General features: G+C 69.6%; 14 protein-coding genes. 5 read left to right on the forward strand and 9 right to left on the reverse strand.

The window, feature by feature from the left end:
- Positions 1 to 2 precede the first annotated feature (2 nt).
- The 5 genes from BST10_RS00100 to BST10_RS00120 all read right to left on the reverse strand — a co-directional run bounded on the left by BST10_RS00100 (position 3) and on the right by BST10_RS00120 (position 6157).
- A complete protein-coding gene (locus BST10_RS00100) occupies positions 3 to 734 on the reverse strand; it encodes an SDR family NAD(P)-dependent oxidoreductase (protein WP_083036082.1) in 732 nt (243 codons plus the stop codon).
- Entirely contained in the window at positions 731 to 1474 is a 744-nt protein-coding gene (locus BST10_RS00105; RefSeq protein WP_083035674.1) for an SDR family oxidoreductase, read from the reverse strand. Before BST10_RS00105 ends, BST10_RS00100 begins: the two co-directional genes overlap by 4 nt.
- Before the next feature lie 89 nt (positions 1475 to 1563).
- The gene (locus tag BST10_RS00110) at positions 1564 to 4368 is read right to left on the reverse strand and encodes an AAA family ATPase (protein WP_371869135.1); all 2805 of its coding nucleotides are present in this window, start codon (positions 4366 to 4368) and stop codon (positions 1564 to 1566) included.
- 10 nt (positions 4369 to 4378) lie between these two features.
- The gene (locus BST10_RS00115) at positions 4379 to 5335 is read right to left on the reverse strand and encodes an electron transfer flavoprotein subunit alpha/FixB family protein (protein WP_083035676.1); all 957 of its coding nucleotides are present in this window, start codon (positions 5333 to 5335) and stop codon (positions 4379 to 4381) included.
- Positions 5336 to 5365: 30 nt separating this feature from the next.
- Positions 5366 to 6157, reverse strand: a complete 792-nt coding sequence (locus BST10_RS00120; protein WP_013829678.1) for an electron transfer flavoprotein subunit beta/FixA family protein — start codon at positions 6155 to 6157, stop codon at positions 5366 to 5368.
- Between the two features lie 197 nt (positions 6158 to 6354).
- Here BST10_RS00120 and BST10_RS00125 point away from each other — a divergent pair, with 197 nt between their 5' ends.
- From BST10_RS00125 to BST10_RS00140, 4 genes are all read left to right on the forward strand, one after another.
- A complete protein-coding gene (locus tag BST10_RS00125) occupies positions 6355 to 7152 on the forward strand; it encodes a class I SAM-dependent methyltransferase (RefSeq protein WP_083035678.1) in 798 nt (265 codons plus the stop codon).
- Positions 7149 to 8678 (forward strand): 1,4-alpha-glucan branching protein domain-containing protein, encoded by a 1530-nt coding sequence (locus BST10_RS00130; protein ID WP_083035680.1) that lies wholly within the window; start codon positions 7149 to 7151, stop codon positions 8676 to 8678. The genes BST10_RS00125 and BST10_RS00130 overlap by 4 nt, the downstream gene beginning before the upstream one ends.
- A gap of 100 nt (positions 8679 to 8778) precedes the next feature.
- Positions 8779 to 10023 carry a glycosyltransferase family 4 protein gene (locus BST10_RS00135; protein WP_083035682.1) on the forward strand — a complete coding sequence of 415 codons (1245 nt, stop codon included), beginning with the start codon at positions 8779 to 8781 and terminating at the stop codon, positions 10021 to 10023.
- 8 nt (positions 10024 to 10031) lie between these two features.
- Entirely contained in the window at positions 10032 to 12110 is a 2079-nt protein-coding gene (locus tag BST10_RS00140) for an MMPL family transporter (protein WP_083035684.1), read from the forward strand.
- On the opposite strand, the gene BST10_RS00145 is transcribed toward BST10_RS00140, so the two are convergent.
- A complete protein-coding gene (locus BST10_RS00145) occupies positions 12073 to 13071 on the reverse strand; it encodes an alpha/beta hydrolase (RefSeq protein ID WP_013829683.1) in 999 nt (332 codons plus the stop codon). The two genes, BST10_RS00140 and BST10_RS00145, sit on opposite strands and share 38 nt — an antisense overlap.
- Positions 13072 to 13125: 54 nt before the next feature.
- On the opposite strand from BST10_RS00145, the gene BST10_RS00150 reads away from it, so the two are divergent.
- Positions 13126 to 14103 carry an LLM class flavin-dependent oxidoreductase gene (locus tag BST10_RS00150; protein ID WP_083035686.1) on the forward strand — a complete coding sequence of 326 codons (978 nt, stop codon included), beginning with the start codon at positions 13126 to 13128 and terminating at the stop codon, positions 14101 to 14103.
- Positions 14104 to 14120: 17 nt separating this feature from the next.
- Here BST10_RS00150 and BST10_RS00155 read toward each other — a convergent pair whose 3' ends face one another.
- From BST10_RS00155 to BST10_RS00165, 3 genes are all read right to left on the reverse strand, one after another.
- Entirely contained in the window at positions 14121 to 16136 is a 2016-nt protein-coding gene (locus BST10_RS00155; protein WP_235673622.1) for a hypothetical protein, read from the reverse strand.
- Between the two features lie 29 nt (positions 16137 to 16165).
- On the reverse strand, positions 16166 to 17206 hold the full coding sequence (locus tag BST10_RS00160) for an ATP-grasp domain-containing protein (protein WP_232062710.1): 1041 nt from the start codon (positions 17204 to 17206) through the stop codon (positions 16166 to 16168).
- 400 nt (positions 17207 to 17606) lie between these two features.
- Positions 17607 to 18344, reverse strand: a complete 738-nt coding sequence (locus BST10_RS00165; RefSeq protein ID WP_013829687.1) for an acyltransferase — start codon at positions 18342 to 18344, stop codon at positions 17607 to 17609.
- Positions 18345 to 18359: the final 15 nt, after the last annotated feature.

Genomic DNA, 18359 nt, shown 5'->3' on the forward strand with positions numbered 1-18359 from the left:
CCTCAGGCGGCAGCACCGCCGCCGTCGGCGTGCAATGTCGAGCCGGTGATGAAGCTCGAACGCGGTGAGGCGAGAAACAGTACGGCTTCGGCGATCTCGGCTGCCTGTGCGGTGCGGCCCAGCGGAAGCGCCTTGCCCAGTTCATCGTTTACGTCGCCCCATTCGGCAGCCACCCCCGCCGTGGCCGTGGGGCCGGGCGCCACGCTGTTCACCCGCACCCCGTGCGGGGAGAATTCGGCTGCCCAGGTACGCGTCAGCGATTCCAGTGCGGCCTTGGACGCGCTGTAGCTCGACGCTCCCGGGACACCCTTGAAGGCGACCATGCTGGTGACGTTGACGATGCTGCCGTGTCCGCGCCGCATCATCTTCGGCGCCAGCGCCGCGACCAGGAAGTAGGCGCCGCGCACGTTGGTGTCGAACGTCGACTCGAACGACGACACGTCCTGGTCGACCGTCAGCGCGCCCGGGAAGCTGGCGGCGTTGTTGACCACGATATCGACACCGGCTTCGCCGCATTGCCGGACAAGGGATTTCACCGAGTCGAGGTCGGACAGGTCGGCGGCCACGAACCGTACCCCGGCCCCGATGTCGGCGACCGCGGCGGCGCCGCGGTCGGCCGACCGGCCGGTGATGATCACCGCGGCGCCATGGCGCGCCAACAGCCGCGCGGATTCCAGTCCGATGCCGGCGGTCCCGCCGGTCACCAGCGCGGTCTGGCCCCTCAGCTCGTTCACCGGGTCGCCAGCCAATCCGTCAGGCGGGTCTGAGACAACGTCGCGTCGGCACCGGTGACCAGTCCGGTGTCGCCGACCTTGGTGCCGAAGTACACCGCCGCCGGGTCGACGACGATCGGCAGGGTTTCACCGCGGTGCGCCAGCGCCGCGGCCGCCAGTTCGGCGAAGGTCATCTTCTGCGGGCCGCCGATGTCGATGATCCCGTCGACCGGCGCCGCCTGCGCGGCTTTGGCCACCGCGGCGGCGACGTCGGCGCCGGCGATCGGCTGGATGAGCCCCTCGGGAACCCGCACCACACCGTCGACGGTCAGTGAGGCGGTGATCGCGTCGGCGAACTCGTGGAACTGGGTGGCACGCACGATGGTGTAGGGCAGCCCCGACTCGGTGATGATCCGCTCCTGAGCCACCTTGGCCCGCATGTAGCCGCTGTCGGGCAACCCGTCGCAACCCACGATCGACAACACCACGTAGTGGCTGACGTCGGCTTTTTCGGCCGCCGCCACCTGGTTGGTCGTCGAGCGGGTGAAGAAGTCCATGACCGGGTCGTCGCCGAAGTCCGGTGAGTTGACCACGTCGACGAGCACGTCGGCGCCGGAGAGCGCCTCGGCCAGCCCCCGGCCGGTGAGCACGTCGGCGCCGGTGTCGCGCGAGGCCGCCACCGGCTCATGCCCGGCGGCGGCCAGCAACGCGACCACCTTCGAACCGATCTGTCCGCTGGCACCCATCACGGTGATTTTCATCTCGCTCGACCTCCCATTTGCCGGCTGCGTGTCCGCTATCGACACTGCCACCGCGCAAGGCAGGGCCGAACCCCGGAAAGTCCGTGGTCTCACCCCGGGGCGGAGCGGCGCCATGGGCGATCGCGCAGCTCGCGGCGCGACCGGACGCCCAGCTTGGCGAAGACCTTGCGCAGGTGCCATTCGACGGTGTGGGCGCTGATGAACAACTGCACACCGATCTCGGCATTGGTCAGGCCCGCGCCGGCCAGCTCGGCGATCTGCTCTTCCTGCGCGGTCAGCGCGTCACCGGTGGCGACCGGCCGCCTGCGGACCTTCTCCCCGGTCGCCTGCAGCTCGCGGTGACTGCGCGCGGCGAACGCCCGGGCCCCGAAGTCGCTGAACATCGCGTGGGCGAGCCGCAGTTGGGTCCGTGCGTCACTGCGGCGGTTCTCCCGGCGCAGCCACTCCCCGTAGAGCAGGTGGCTGCGCGCCAGTTGCACGGCGATCCGGGTTCTCGTCAGTCGTTCGATCGCCTCGGTGTACCCGCTTTCCGCGGTGTCGCCGTCGCTGAGCAGCGCCGCCGACCTGGCCCGCACCCCCAGCGCCCAGTCGGTTCCGGCGGCCCGGGTCCGGTCGTCGAGCTGCGCCAGGGCGTCGGTGGCCCAGGCGCGTTGGTCGGTTCGCGCGGCGGCCTCCACCAGTTCCGCCAGGTTCCACCCGTAGAGCCCCAGGTCCTCGTATTCGCAGGCCCGGCCGAGCACGTCACAGGCCGCCTGATAGCGCCCCAGGCCGTTGTTCAGCACCGCACCGGCGTACCCTGCCAGCGCGCTCAGCCGTCCCTCGCCGCGCGCCGTTCCGTAGCGCACCGCCGCGTCGAGCAGCCCGGTCGCCTCGGCTTCGTCGCCCACCCAGGCGGCCAGCACCAACTCGTGATAACGCACCGGTGTCTGGCCGGCGGCGGCCGACAGGGTGCCGGCGTCGGCGATCAATGCCCGGGCCGAGGCGAATTCGCCGGCCTGGACGTGCACGCCGGCCAGCGTCGTCAACGCCATCGGCAACACCGCCAGCGCACCCGTATCGGTGGCGACCCGCACCGCGTCGGTGGCGATCCGATACCACGATTGGTCGTCCCACAATTCGTGCACCACCGCCTCGTGGGCGATCGGAAAGGCCTGCCACGACCAGGCTTCCGGGGTGATCGCCGCGATCGCGGCCCGCAGTGGGTCCGCCGCGGCGGCGCACCCGCCGAGCACCCGGCTGACCAGGCCGTGCAGCAGCAGACCGGCGGGCCGGCTCGGGTCCGCCCGCACCCGATCCGCGAGCGACACCGCGGTGGCGAAGCGCGCATCCTGACCGAACAGGCGCCCGGTGTACATCGCCGCGCTGACCGCCTCCAACAGTGCGTCCTGGCCCAGGTCGGTGTCGTGGCGCTCCAAAGCCGCTGCGGCGTCGAACAATTGCCGTACCGACAGGTTCAGGGTCGGAGCGTCTCCGCTGCCGCGGCCCCGGGTGAACATCAACATCGCGCGGGTCCGCGCCGCCCTGGCACGCTGCACGGCGTCCAGCGGTGCCATCTCCGCGGTGTCCAACAGTGCGTCGGCCGCGTCGAGCTCGGCGGCCGCTCGCATCGCCTCGGCCGCATCCAGGGCGCGGCCACCGCGACGGGCGGCGTCCGGAGTCAGCTCGGTGGCCCGCGCCAGAAACGCCGCCGCCGCGGCGGTTCCGCCGCGAAGCTGGGCCCGCCCGGCGGAGTGCTCCAATTCGGCTGCCACCGCTTCATCCGGGGCGGCCGCGGCGTGGGCGGCATGCCAGGCGCGGCGGTCGGGGTCATGCGCCGCATCGGTGGCTTCGGCCAGCGCGCGATGGGCCTGCCGGCGCTGCGCCGGGTCCGCGGCGCGGTATACCGCCGAACGCACCAGCGGATGCCGGAACCGCACCCGCTGACCGGTCTCGGCAAGGCCGGCCGCCTCGGCCGGCGCCAACGCCTCGGCGGGCAGACCGAGCAGTTGCGCCGCGGACAGCAGCAAGGTCGGGTCCCCCACCGGCTCGGCCGCGGCCAGCAGCAGCAGCCGCTGGGTGTCGTCGGGCAGCAGCCGGACCCGGGCGAGAAAGTGTCGTTCGAGCTGGCCGGCGACCGGCCGGACGTCGGGCCGGTAGTAGCCGCCGGCCAGTTCGGCGGGCGACAACCCCCGGGGCAGCTCCAGCAGCGCCAGCGGGTTGCCGTGCGTCTCGGCGACGATGCGGTCCCGCACCTGGGTGTCGATGCGCCCGGCGACGGCGGAGGCCAGCAGTTCGCGGGCGTCGGCGTCGCCCAGTCCCCGCAACACCAGCCTCGGCAGACCGGTCAATCCGTCGACCGGCTCCCGCAGCGCGAACACCAGGGCCACCGGTTCGGCCACCAGGCGGCGCGCCACAAAACCCAGCGTCTGCGCCGTTACCCGGTCCAGCCACTGGGCGTCGTCCACCAGGCACAGCACCGGGTGCTCGGCGGCGGCCGCGGCCAGCAGGCCCAGCACCGCGAGCCCGACCAGAAAGCGGTCGGGGGCCGGTCCCGAACTCAGCCCGAAGGCGATATGCAGCGCCTCGCGTTGCGGATCAGGGAGCGCGCCGGCGAAATTCATCAGCGGGGCGCACACCTGCTGCAGGCCGGCGAAGGCCAGCTCCATATCCGACTCCACCCCGGCGGTGCCGATCACCCGGAAGCCGGTCGCACTGCCGGCCAGATAATCCAGCAGCGCGGTCTTGCCGATACCGGCCTCGCCCCGCAGCACCAGCACCTGGCTGTCGCCGTTGCGGGCCCGCGCTATTAGGTCCCGAAGCTGTGTCTGCTCGCCGTCCCGGCCGACCAGCCCGTCACCCGACGCAAAAGCCCCCGACACGCCAGGCGTGCGGGGGCCGTTGCCGGGACTGCTCACGCAGAAGAAATTAACCCTTGCGGGCCTTGACCGCCTCGGTCAACTGCGGGGCGACCTTGAACAGGTCCCCGACGATGCCGTAATCGGCGATCTCGAAGATCGGCGCTTCCTCGTCCTTGTTGACCACAACGATGGTCTTGGAGGTCTGCATCCCGGCGCGGTGCTGGATCGCGCCGGAGATGCCCAGCGCGATGTACAGCTGCGGCGAGACGGTCTTACCGGTCTGGCCGATCTGGAACTGGCCCGGGTAGTAGCCCGAGTCCACCGCGGCACGCGAGGCGCCCACGGCGGCACCGAGCGAGTCGGCCAGCTCTTCGACCACCGAGAAGCTCTCCGCGCTGCCGACGCCACGACCGCCGGCCACCACGATGGGGGCCTCGGTGAGCTCCGGACGGTCACCGGCCACCGCCGGCTCCCGCGAGGTGACCTTGGTGGCGTTCTCCTCGGCGGCGGGCACCTCCACGGTGACCTGCTCGCCCGCTCCGGCGGCCGGCGCCGGCTCCACGGCACCCGCCCGCACGGTGATCACCGGGGTGTCGCCGGTGGGCTCGGCGTCGACGGTGTAGGCGCCACCGAAGATGGAGTGCACCACCTTGGCGCCTTCTTTGACCTCGACCACGTCGACCAGCAGACCGGATCCGATCCGGGCGGCCAGCCGGCCGGCCACCTCTTTGCCGTCGGCGTTGGCGGCGATCAGCACCGCCGCCGGGGCGGCCGACTCGGTCAGCGCGGCCAGCACGTCGACCGTCGGGGTGAGCAGGTAGCCCTCCACCACGTCGGATTCGGCGACGTAGATCTTGGCGGCGCCGGCTTCCTTCAGTCCGTCGACCAGCGGCGCGGCGGCGCCGGGGGCGCCCACCACGACCGCGGACGGTTCGCCGAGCACCCGCGCGGCGGTGATCAATTCGGAGCTGACCTTCTTCAGCGCTCCGTCGGCGTGCTCAACGAGCACCAGTACTTCAGCCATGTTTGTCTTCCCTCTAAGTCTTCGATGTCGCTAGATCAGCTTCTGGGCAACCAGGTACTCGGCGATCTTGGTGCCGCCATCGCCCTCGTCGGTCACCTTCTCACCGGCGGTCTTCGGCGGCTTCGGCGTCGTCGCGGTGACCTTGGAACCGGCGTTGGCGACACCGACCTCGTCGGGCTCGACCCCGATCTCGGCCAGCGTGTAAACGGTGACTTCCTTCTTCTTGGCGGCCATGATGCCCTTGAAGGACGGGAAGCGCGGCTCGTTGATCTTCTCGTTGACGCTCACCACCGCCGGCAGCGAGGCCTCCAGGGTGAACACGCCGTCGTCGGTCTCGCGCTCGCCGGTGACCTTGCCGTCGGCGACGGTCAGCTTGCGCAGGTGGGTCAGCTGCGGCAATCCCAGGTACTCGGCGATGATCGCCGGAACCGCGCCGCCGACACCGTCGGTGGACTCGTTGCCGGCGATGACCAGCTCGGTGCCTTCGATCTGACCCAGTGCCCGGGCCAGCGCCCAGGCGGTCTGCAAGACGTCGGAGCCCTTCATGCCGTCGTCGAGGATGTGCACGGCCTTGTCGGCCCCCATCGACAGCGCCTTGCGGATCGCCTCGGTGGCCCGCTCGGGGCCGGCGGTCAGCACGGTCACGGTGCCTTCGGCGCCTTCCTTCTCGCGGAGCAGCAGCGCCTCTTCGACGGCCCGCTCGTTGATCTCGTCCAGCACGGCGTCGGCGGCGTCACGGTCCAGCGTGAAGTCACCGTCGCTGAGCTTGCGCTCCGACCAGGTGTCTGGGACCTGTTTGATCAGGACCACGATGTTCGTCATGAGTGTGGTTCGTCCTCCTCGAAGGGGTCCTGCGGCGGCGGGCCACAAGACTTGGGTCACGATTCACGCAGCCGCACAGATGAGTTACTCATGGGTAACTTAATGCGGTTCGCCTGTACAGAGTAGCGGGTCGTGATAGGGCCACTGCGGGGTAGCCGGTTCGCGGACCGTGGCGTTCGCGTTAGCCTGCCTGTGCGATGAAATCCACGAAACCCGCCGGGGACCCTGCCGGCACCCCGTCCGGCGACGCCACGTTGATGTTGACCGGCGAACGCACCATCCCCGGGCTCGACATCGAGAACTACTGGTTTCGCCGCCACGAGGTGGTCTATGAGCAGCTGGCGCCGCGCTGCACCCGCCGCGAGGTACTCGAGGCCGGGTGCGGCGAGGGGTACGGCGCCGACCTGATCGCGCAGCTGGCCAAGCGGGTGATCGGACTGGACTACGACGACGCGGCGGTGGCGCACGTAACCGCCCGGTACCCGCGGGTGGAAGCGGTGCAGGGCAACCTCGCCGAGTTGCCGTTGCCCGACGCCGCCGTGGACGTCGTCGTCAACTTTCAGGTCATCGAGCACCTGTGGGACCAGGCGCAGTTCATCGCCGAATGTGCGCGGGTGCTGCGGCCCGGCGGGCTGTTGATGATCTCGACGCCCAACCGGATCACCTTCTCCCCCGGTCGCGACACCCCGATCAATCCGTTCCACACCCGCGAGCTCAACGCCGCCGAGCTGACCGAACTGCTGGTCGACGGCGGGTTCGTGATGGACGGGATGTTCGGTGTGTTTCACGGGCCGGCGCTGCAGCAGATGGACGCCCGCCACGGCGGTTCGATCATCGACGCCCAGATCGAGCGCGCCGTCGCAGGCGCGCCCTGGCCGGCCGGGCTGCTGGCCGATGTCGCCAGCGTCACCAGCGCAGACTTCGACATCCTCAACGCCACCGAACGCGAGATCGATGACAGCCTGGATCTGGTCGCGATCGCGGTGAGGCCGTGACCGAAAAGCCTTCGGTGCCGGGTCTGTTCACCCTGGTGCTGCACACCCATCTACCCTGGCTGGCCCACCACGGCCGCTGGCCGGTCGGCGAGGAGTGGCTCTACCAGTCCTGGTCGGCGGCCTACCTGCCGCTGATGCGGGTGCTGCGGACGCTGGCCGCCGAAGGCCGCCGCAACCTGCTCACCCTCGGGGTGACGCCGGTGGTCGCGGCCCAGCTCGACGACCCGTACTGCCTCGACGGCATGCACCATTGGCTGGCGAACTGGCAGCTGCGCGCCACCCAGGCCACGACGCTGCCGGATCTGCGTGACTTCGGCCGGCACGAGTGCGCCAAGGCCGAGCAGGCGCTCGACGATTTCGCGCTGCTGTGGCGCCACGGCGCCAGCCCCTTGCTGCGCGAGCTGACCCAGGCCGGCACCGTCGAGATGCTGGGCGGCCCGCTGGCCCACCCGTTCCAGCCGCTGCTGGCGCCGCGGTTGCGGGAGTTCGCGCTGCGGGAGGGCTTGGCCGACACCCGGGCGCGGCTGGCGCAGCGCCCCACCGGGATCTGGGCGCCGGAGTGCGCCTATGCCCCCGGCATGGAGGCCGGTTACGCGGCGGCCGGAGTGACGCACTTTATGGTCGACGGGCCGTCGCTGCACGGCGACACCGCGCTGGGCCGACCGGTCGGTGACTCGGGAGTGATCGCGTTCGGCCGCGACCTGCAGGTCAGCTACCGGGTCTGGTCGCCCAAGTCGGGCTATCCGGGCCACGGCGCCTACCGGGATTTCCACACCTACGACCATCGCACCGGGCTGAAGCCGTCACGGGTCACCGGCCGCAACGTCGACCCGGAACACAAGGCGCCCTACGACCCGCAGCGGGCCGAGGCCGCCGTCGACACCCACGTCGCCGATTTCGTCAAGGTGGTCCGCACCCGGCTGCAGGACGAATCGGAACGAATCGGCCGGCCCGCCCATGTGATCGCCGCCTTCGACACCGAGCTGTTCGGCCACTGGTGGCACGAGGGACCGCAGTGGCTGGCCCGGGTGTTGCGGGCGCTGCCGGAGGCCGGGATTCGCGTCGGCACACTGTCGGACGCGATCGACGCCGGGTTCGTCGGGGACTCGGTCGAGCTGCCGCCGAGCTCGTGGGGCTCAGGCAAGGACTGGCAGGTGTGGTCCGGGGAGAAGGTCGCCGACCTGGTGCAGCTCAACAGCGAGGTGGTCGAGACCGCGCTGGGCGCCGTCGACAAGGCCATGGCGGCTGCCGCCACGCCGTCGGGGCCGAGTCCGCGCGACCGCGTCGCCGACCAGATTCTGCGGGAGGCGTTGCTGACGGTGTCCAGCGACTGGCCGTTCATGGTGAGCAAGGACTCCGCCGCCGAGTACGCCCGCTACCGCGCGCAGTTGCACGCCCACGCCACCCGGGAGATCGCCGACGCGCTGGCATCCGGGCACCGCGACGTGGCCGAACGGCTGGCCGAGGGCTGGAATCGGGCCGACGGTCTGTTCGGCGCGCTGGATGCCCGTAGGCTGCCACGGTGACCCCCCTCCCGCGCGCGCGTGCGTGTCCCCGGCCCGACACGCCACGAGACGACCGTTTTTGCGCACGCTCGCGCCGACCTCAACGACGAGGACAAGCCACGTGAAGATCCTGATGGTGTCGTGGGAATACCCGCCGGTCGTGATCGGCGGGCTGGGCCGGCACGTCCACCACCTGTCCACCGCGCTGGCCGCCGCCGGGCACGACGTCGTCGTGCTGGCCAGGCGCCCGTCGGACACCGACCCGAGCACCCACCCCTCGTCGGACGAGATCAGCGAGGGCGTACGGGTCGTCGCCGCGGCCCAGGACCCGCACGAGTTCTCCTTCGGCGACGACATGATGGCCTGGACCCTGGCAATGGGGCATTCGATGGTGCGTGCCGGATTGTCGTTGAAGGTCGACGGCGGCCAAACATTGTGGCGACCCGATCTGGTGCATGCCCACGACTGGCTGGTGGCCCACCCCGCGATCGCGCTGGCGGAATTCTATGATGTGCCTTTGGTTTCCACGATCCACGCCACGGAGGCCGGGCGCCACTCCGGCTGGGTGTCCGGTCCGCTGAGCCGTCAGGTGCACGCGGTGGAATCGTGGCTGGTCCGTGAATCCGACTCGCTGATCACCTGTTCGGCCTCGATGCGCGACGAGATCACCGACCTGTTCGGCCCCGGGCTAGCCGAAACCACCGTGATCCGCAACGGGATCGACGCCGCGCGGTGGCCGTTCGCCCGCCGCGAGCCGCGCACCAGACCACCGGAACTGCTGTTCGTCGGGCGGCTCGAATACGAGAAGGGCGTACACGACGCGATCGCGGCGCTGCCGCGGATCCGCCGGGCCCACCCGGGCACCACGCTGACCGTCGCCGGTGACGGCACCCAGCAGGACTGGCTGACCGAGTGCGCCCGGAAACATCGGGTACTCAAGGCAACCCGGTTCGTGGGGCGGTTGGACCACGACGAATTGCTGGCCATGCTGCACCGGGCCGACGCAGCCGTGCTGCCCAGCCACTACGAGCCGTTCGGCCTGGCCGCGCTCGAGGCCGCGGCCGCCGGGACCCCGCTGGTCGCATCGAACGTCGGCGGGCTGGGTGAGGCCGTCATCGACGGCGACACCGGGATGTCGTGCCCGCCGCGCGACGTGCCCGCGCTGGCGGCGGCGGTGTGCGCGGTGCTCGATGACCCGGCCGCGGCCCAGCAGCGCGCCATGGCCGCCCGCGACCGCCTCAGCGCCGACTTCGACTGGCACACCGTCGCCGACGAGACCGCACAGGTGTACCTGGCCGCCAAACGCCGCGAGCGCGAGCCGCAGCCGCGCCGACCGATCATCGAGCACGCGCTCCCCGACAGGTAACCCTCGGCGTGTGGGACCGCATCTCGGCCGGAGTCACGCACCGTGGTTCGTGGCTGCTGGCGCTGGTCATCCTCACGGCATCGGCCGCGCTGATGGCGGTGGGCGGCCACAGCGCCGACGCCACCGCGTCGCCGGAACTGCTGCCCGGCTCCTCGGAGTCCGCCGCCGTCGCCGCGGCGCAGCACGACTTTCCGCAGGGCGAGCAGGCCGCCGCGATCCTTGTTGTCACCCGCCAAGACGGTTCAGCCCTGACACCGGCCGACCTGGCAGCCGTCGGACAGGCCCGCGACCGGATGCAGCGGGTCCCGCAGGCACTGCCCGGCGGGGCCGCCCCGGTGCCGGTCTCCGCCGACGGCCACGCCGCGATCGCCACCGTGCAACTCAGCAGCTCGCTGTCGGGCTTCGAGTTACGCGACGCAGTGCAGGCGCTGCGGTCGGCGGTGAGCGACGGACTGCCCGGTCAGCTCACCGCCCACGTCACCGGTGGTCCGGCCTTCGGCGCCGATATCGCCGACGCCTTCTCCGGCGCCAACGTCACACTGCTGGCGGTGACCGCCCTGGTGGTCGCCGTGCTGTTGATCGTCACCTACCGCTCACCGGTGCTGTGGCTGTTGCCGCTGCTGGCCGTCGCGTTCGCCGATCGGGTCGCCACCGTAGCGGGCGGGGTGATCGCCGAGGCGGCGAGGGTGAGCTTCGACGGCTCGACGTCCGGGATCACCAGCGTGCTGGTGTTCGGCGCCGGTACCAACTACGCGCTGTTGCTGATCTCGCGGTATCGCGAAGAGCTGCGGCTGGCACCCGATCACCGTGTTGCGCTGCGCGCCGCGGTGCGTGCCGCCGGCCCGGCGATCGTTGCCAGCAACGCCACCGTGGTACTGGCGCTGCTGACCCTGATCGCGGCGAGCATTCCCAGCACCCGCAGCCTGGGGATCTGCGCGGCCTGCGGGCTGGTGGTGGCGGCGGTGTTCGTGCTGCTCGTGCTTCCCCCGCTGCTGGCGTTGTGCGGGCGCAACGTCTTCTGGCCGTTCATTCCCCGCATCGGCGACGGCCCGGCCACCACCGGCTGGCGGCGGATCGCCGAGGCGGTGGGCCGCCGGCCGGTCCCGGTCTGCGCGGTCGCGGTGGTGGCGCTGGCGGTCTTGACCACCGGGCTGCTCGGTACCCGGATCGGCCTGTCGCAGACCGAGCAGTTCCGGGTTCGCGCCGACTCGGTGACCGGCTTTCAGACGCTGGCGGAGCATTTCCCCGGCGGCGCCTCGGACCCCACGGTCGTCATCGGTTCCACCGCCCGCACCGCACCGCTGCGAGAGGCCATCACCAGGGTGGCCGGGGTGACGTCGGCGGCTCCCACCGGGCTGTCGCCGGCCGGTTTGACCCGGTGGTCGGTGGTGATCGACGCCGCACCGTCCACCGCCCGGGCATTCGACACCGTTACGGCGCTGCGGGATTCGGTCCGCGCCGCCGACCCCGGGGCACTGGTCGGCGGCGCCGACGCCCAGGCGCTCGACATCCGCGACGCCGCCGACCGCGACCGTCGGGTGCTGATCCCGGCGATCCTGACGGTGGTGCTGGTGGTGCTCTACGTACTGCTGCGGGCCGCGCTCGCCCCACCGGTCCTGGTCGCCGCGACCGTGCTCAGCGCGCTGGCCGCACTGGGCCTGGGCGGCTGGGCCGGTATTCACCTGTTCGGCTTCCCCGCGCTCGACAACGGCACCCCGCTGTTCGCGTTTCTGTTCCTGGTCGCACTCGGTGTCGACTACACCATCTTCCTGGTGACCCGCGCCCGGGAGGAGACCGACGGACAGGGCACCCGCGAGGGCATGGTGGCCGCGGTCGCCGCCACCGGTGGGGTGATCACCAGCGCGGGAATCGTGCTGGCCGCGGTGTTCTGCGTGCTCGGTGTGCTGCCGCTGATCGTGCTGACCCAGTTGGGCATCATCGTGGGCGTCGGCATCCTGCTGGACACCTTCGTGGTCCGCACCCTGGTCATCCCGGCGCTGTTCAGCCTGATCGGCGACCGCATCTGGTGGCCGTCGATGCCCGCAGCGTCTACAAAGACGCCAGATACCGCACCCGGTCCGCGATAACCCGTTGCGACACATCGGTATCGGGTGCCAGCAGATCGAACGCGTGCGGGCAGCCCGGGTACACGTGCAACTCGACGGGCACTCCTGCGGCCAGCAACCGCTGTGCGTATCTGACGTCCTCCCGCGCGAAGATGTCCAGCCCGCCGACGTCGAGGTAGGCCGGCGGCAGACCGGTCAGATCATCGGCGCGAGCCGGCGCGGCATAGCCGTCCGCGGCCCCACCGGCCAGCAGTGCACTCCAGCCGGTCGCGTTGTCGTCGTAGCTCCATGTCAGCAGCGCGCCGTCGGCCGAGCCGCCATCACCGGTCCGGTCGTCGAGCATCGGGTAGATCAGCAGCTGGGCGGCGATCGACGGCCCGCCGCGGTCGCGCGCCAGCAGGCACACCCCCGTCGCCAGCCCCCCACCGGCACTGTCGCCCATCACGGCCAACCGGGACGCATCGACGCCCAGTTCGTCGGCGTGGCCGGTCAGCCAACGCAGTGCCGCATAGCAGTCCTGTAACGGCACCGGATGCGGGAATTCCGGGGCGACCCGGTAATCGACGACCAGCATCGGTACTCCGGAGGCGGCGACGTAGCCACGCACCACCGCGTCATAGAGCCCACCGAGGCGCTCCCAGTCCAGGATCATCCCGCCGCCATGCAGGTAAAGCGCCGCACTGCCCGGCTGGTCGGCGCCGGTCCGCCGATACCAGCGCAGCCCGATCGCGGTGCCATCGTGATCCACCGAGAACTCTTGCGTCACGACGCCGGTGATCGGCGGCCGCGACGCCAGCACCTGGTTGAACATGTGGCCCGCGTTGCGCCGGCGGGTCATGACGTCGCCGACCGCCGGCGGCGGCACATCGGGCGCGTCTTCGCGCAGGGCCAGCAACGCCGCGAGCACCTGCGGGTCGGGGGGCCCGCCCATCAGCGCACCGCCCGGCGAACGGCGATCGAAGTCGGCAGCGGCGCAATCCATTGAGTGATCATGTCGTGCGCTACCGTAACGCCGAGGAGGTGACCGGTCCGTCCCATGCCGCTATTGAGCGCCCTGCGCCTGAACATGACCAATATCCCCGGCGCCGGGCACGCCCAGCGCTACCGGGCGGCACTGGAGATGGCGTCCTACGCCGATGCCCACGGGGTGACCGCGGTCGGCTGCGAAGAGCATCACCTCGCGGCAACCGGCTGGTTGCCCTCCCCGCTGCTGATGGCCGCCGCCGTCGCCGGTTGCACACAGCGGATCCGGATCAGCGTCGGAGCACTGCTGGTGCCGCTGTACGACCCGGTCCGCCTCGCCGAGGACATCGCGGTCCTCGACCAGCTGTCCACCGGACGCGTCAGTTACGTGACCGGAGTCGGCTATCGCCCAGCCGAATACCATGCCGTCGGAAAGGATTTCCGGCGACGCGGACGGCTGATGGACGAGTGCTTGGCGGTGCTGTTACAAGCGTGGGGCGACGATCCGTTCCCGTTCAACGGCCGACTGATCGATGTGACACCCAAGCCGTACACCCGGCCGCACCCGGTGTTGTTCGTCGGCGGCATGAGCGTCGCGGCTGCCCGGCGCGCGGCCCGGTTCGGATTGCCGTTCTCACCGCCGATGCCGATGCCCGAGCTCGACGCGGTCTATCAGGCCGAGTTGGCGCGAAACGGCAAGCAGGGGTTCGTCTTCAGCCCCCAGAACGGCAACACCGTCACGCATCTGAGCACCGATCCGGACCGGACGTGGGCCCGCTGCGGTGACTTCTTCCTCTACGAAGCACGTGAATACAGCTCCTGGGCCGTGCCGGAAGTGCCGCGCCCCAACGAAAGTCCGGCGGGTACCGTCGCCGAGTTGCGCGCGGCCGGCACGGTGGAGGTGTTGACACCGGAGGAACTCATCGCGCAGTGCCGCGACGGACGCCCAGGGGTGACCCTGCATCCGCTGATCGGCGGCCTGCCGCTCGAGGAGGGATGGGAGAGCCTGCGGCTGCTGGTCGAGCAGGTGCTGCCCGAGCTGCAACGCTGATATCTGAGTCCTGAGCCTCAGGCCTGGGGTGCAGCCACCCCGAGCCGGTCAGCACCCCAGCTGCGCTGGATATATCCCAGTACCCGATCCAATTCGGTCTGGGTGACGGCGGCCCGCTCGCCGGGTTCCAGCGGATCGAAGTGGAAGATGTAGAGCCGCGACGCGAACTGGTCGAACGGCAGCGACGCCTCGCCGAAGCGTTCACCATGTCCGGCGGTGCTCACCACCACGCCGTCGCCCCAGTCCTGTCCGCTGTCGTTGTTGGGGTTGTAGAAGTAGACGCGCATGGTGCCCTCGGGGTCCAGGCTCACCCGCAGCACGGTGATCGCATGCCATCCCACGAAGCGTGCGGAGCTGTCGGTCACGGCGATGCCGGCCGGCTGCGGGTGGATCAGCGGTTGGTTGCCGTTGTAGAACGGGTGGTAAGCGGCGTAGAAGTGCCGCAGAAACCCGTCCAGGTCAACCAGATTGCCGGTCTCGACATCGACGTTGATGCGAAAGCCCCGCCCCGACCACCAGCCGTGGAACTCCGGGTTGACCCACCGGTGCGGGTCGCCGTCGCGACCGACGCAGCGCCGGAACATCTCCGCATAGATGCGGTCCAGGTGCGGCACCACCAGCAACGACACCGGGTCGAGGTCGACGGGAAGATGCGGGGCCACTCCCTCACCGCTGTCGCTCGACGAGATCGACTGTCCCTCGAAGTGCATGACGATCTCGTCGTCGCGCGCCGCCCATGCGATGGTCTGCAGCAGATAATCGGGATCGTTGTAGGACCACATCGACAGGGCACGCGCCGCTTGGCAGGTCGGGTTGTCGCCCTGCCCGACACCCAGCGGCAGCCCGAGCATCGACAACGTCCCGGCCAGCAGCCAGGTATGCGGATCCTGCGCCGGCCCGAACACCTGGGTGAGCCGCTGCCGGGACTGTTTGGAGATCGGCAGCGCCAGTTGGCGCCACAGCGACGGTGCTACCGGCGGCTGGTAGAGGATGCCGCGTTCCAGCAGCAGTGCCAGCCCGTAGATGCACTGCGCGGTCTCGACATGCACGGCGCCCGAGATCAGGCTGTGCACCAGGTCGTGGAAGCACAGCAGGCTGTCGCGGCCGGTGCTGGACAGGCCCAAGGCCTCGGCGATCAGGTAGTCGCTCTTCTCCAGCAGGAAACGCAGCAGCACCGCGTGGTAGGACGACACCAACCCGGTGTCGTGCATCGACCGCGCGAAGCCGGCGGCCTCGTACTGCAGGGTCGGTTCGTCCATCGATTCCAGCCGGCTGCGATACACCTGCACCCCGGGGTCCTCGCGGCAGCCGTCGGTGGTGCCGTACAAGCTGGTGATCAGCCGGTCGGTTCCCACCGCACCGCTGCCGAGGTCGATGCCCGGATCGGCGCGCACGATCGAGATCTGGGTGATCATCGCCTTGATCTGGTCGACCTGGATGGGCCGCTGCCGCAGGATCCGCCAGATCTCGTCGACCAGCCGGTCGAGCACGCCCTCATAACCGATCTCGTCGACCAGATAACCGAACAGTCCCCGGGTCAGCCCCGCCATCCGGCCCTGCAGTTCGCGCTCCGCTTCGGTCGGCGGGGTCAGCAGCAGCGACAGGTTGATCGCCAACACCTGCGCGAGATGATGGCGCGCCTGTTCCGCGGTGATCAGCGGATGAACGTATTCGTCGTTGGCGACCGCCAGCAGGCGCAGTTCGTTGACCGCCTCCAGCACCACGGTGTCCGGGTTGGTACTACGCAACGAACCGGTGGTCAGCACCGGCAGCAGGGTGCGCGGCGACGCCCAGTCCGTGCCGAGGAACACCCCGGCCTCCTCCAGGGCCGCGCTACGGGCCCGTACCGCGGCGTAACCGCCCGGTTGCAACAGCACCAGCCGAAGCCCATCCAGGACGCGGCGCAGTCGCTCGGGCTTGCCCACCGTGCCGGCCTCCGCCAACGCCCTGGTCGCGTCGTCGAGCCTGCTCAGGCGGCTTTGCAGGGTCGCTGCCTCGCCGTTCGTCCGGCCCTCGGGTGAATTCCCAGTCACAACGGGTTCCTCACGTGCGTGCCGCCGCGTCAGACGTAGAAGTCGAGCTCTTCTTGTCGCTTGAGCAACCGCCGCATCTCATACGGATCCTCACCGAAGAAGTAGACCAGACCCCAGTGGGTGCCGAATGCGGTGCGCTTGGTGACAGTCTCTTCGAGCGGTGCGGTGAGTTCGTGCGATTCGAAGTATTGGTGATCCTCGGTCTCCTCGGGGATCGCGAGCGTGCTGACCACGCGGCGGCGCGGATACACCCCGAAACAGCCCGCGTGCCCGTCGGCGTCGACGATTTCGCGCGGGAAGAACTGCTCGAGTTCGTCCTCGGTGGTCTTCGGGTCAAACGTCAGCACCAGGGCCTGGTAGCCGTTGAACCCGTAGACGCGCTCCAACAGTTCGAAGACCTTGAAGCCCGGCGGCCGGTAGGCGACCTCACCGAAGTACATCTCCCCGTCACTGGTCACGAAGTACTCGGGGTGGACGAAGCCGAAATCGATGTCGAACGTCTTGATCAATTTCTCGATCTGAGCGGTGATCTGGGGACGGTAGCGTTCCAATTCCGGCGATGCCGGCACAAACACCGAATAGCCGAGCGTGACATATTCCGAAATGTTGAGAAAGCGGATCTTTCCATTGTGCACCCACGCTTCGACGGCGAATTCCCAGCCGTCGAGATGCGATTCCATCAGCGCCGGGAACTCCTCGTCCGGAATCGAGTCGATGTCGTCGGGGGCGCGAATCACCCGGTGCCCGAGGCAGCCGGCCTTGTCGAAGGCCTTGAAATGGATGGGATCATTGGGGTCGCCGTCGAGTTTGAGCAACGTCTGGTTGACCCGCTTGAGGAACCGGATGACGTCATCGCGGTCGTGGGCCTCCTCGAAGATGCCGACCCGGATCCCGCCCAGTTGAGCACGGCGCTTCATCAGCGATTTATCTCGCAACAGCATGGCTTGGCCGAGCAGTCGCGGATTGTCCAGCAGGACGGAGTTGATGGCCCCCGCCCATTCGACGGTCTCCTCGAAGAGCGGGATCGCGACGTCGACGCCGCGCTCCTTGAGCGTTTCGGCGATCTCCATCGATCGCTCATTGAGCCGCTCGAAATTCCAGGCGATATACGGAATCTCGTGTTGTCGGCAGTATTCTTCGGCCCAATCCGGCGCCACGACCACGTATCGACGGTCAAAACGGTCCACCGCGTCGATGGCGTTCAAACTCCAACCGAGTAACGCGATATAGCCCTTGTCCGGATTCCGGCGCTTTTCCGAGGTCCGCTCAGCTGAGATCGTCGCGGAAGTCTGCAAAATCCCTCCATTACTTCGGGTTTGCTGCGTGCGCTTTCGCATCCACGGTACCTGCCGGGCGAGGGTACGCACCCGCCCCGGCAGCGGGCCCCGGAGCCCCGCGGCCGACCACGGGCGAGCTCCGACGGCCGCCAAACGGTGGCGATCCCGGCGATCCCGCCGGATCAGCCGAGCGTCAGCGCGCCGCTTTCTTGCGTTCGATGTCGGCCAGCGCGGCGGCCAGCTCGGCCCGCTCGGCGGCCGAGGTCTCCCACGCCAGCTTGCGGTTCTTGACCACCTTGGCCGGCGCTCCCACCGCGATCGAGTAGTCCGGGATGACACCCTTGACCACCGCGTGGGCACCGAGCACGCAGCCGCGGCCGATGCTGGTCTCACGCAGGATGGTGACCTTGGCGGCGATCCAGGTGTCCGGCCCGATCCGCACCGGGCTCTTGACGATGCCCTGGTCCTTGATCGGCACGTTGATGTCGTCCATCTTGTGGTCGAAGTCGCAGACGTAGCACCAGTCGGCCATCAGCACCGAGTCCCCGAGCTCGATGTCCAGATAGGTGTTGATGACGTTGTCGCGGCCCAGCACCACCTTGTCACCGAAGCGCAGCGAGCCTTCGTGGGCGCGGATGGTGTTCTTGTCGCCGATGTGCACCCAGCGGCCGATCTCCATGTACGACATCTCCGGGGTGGCCTGGATCTCCACGCCCTTGCCGAGGAAGACCATGCCGCGGGTGATGATGTGCGGGTTGGCGAGCTTGAACTTCAGCAACCGCCAGTAGCGCACCAGATACCACGGCGTGTAGGCCCGGTTGGCCAGCACCCAGCGCAGCGAGGCCAGCGTCAGGAACTTGGCCTGACGCGGATCCCGCAGGCGCGAACCGCGCCAGCGTTTGTGGATCGGAGCACCCCACATGGTCGTCATGGCCGGAAAGCCTAC

This window comes from Mycolicibacter algericus DSM 45454 (genome assembly GCF_002086455.1).
GTDB classification, from domain to species: Bacteria; Actinomycetota; Actinomycetes; order Mycobacteriales; family Mycobacteriaceae; genus Mycobacterium; species Mycobacterium algericum.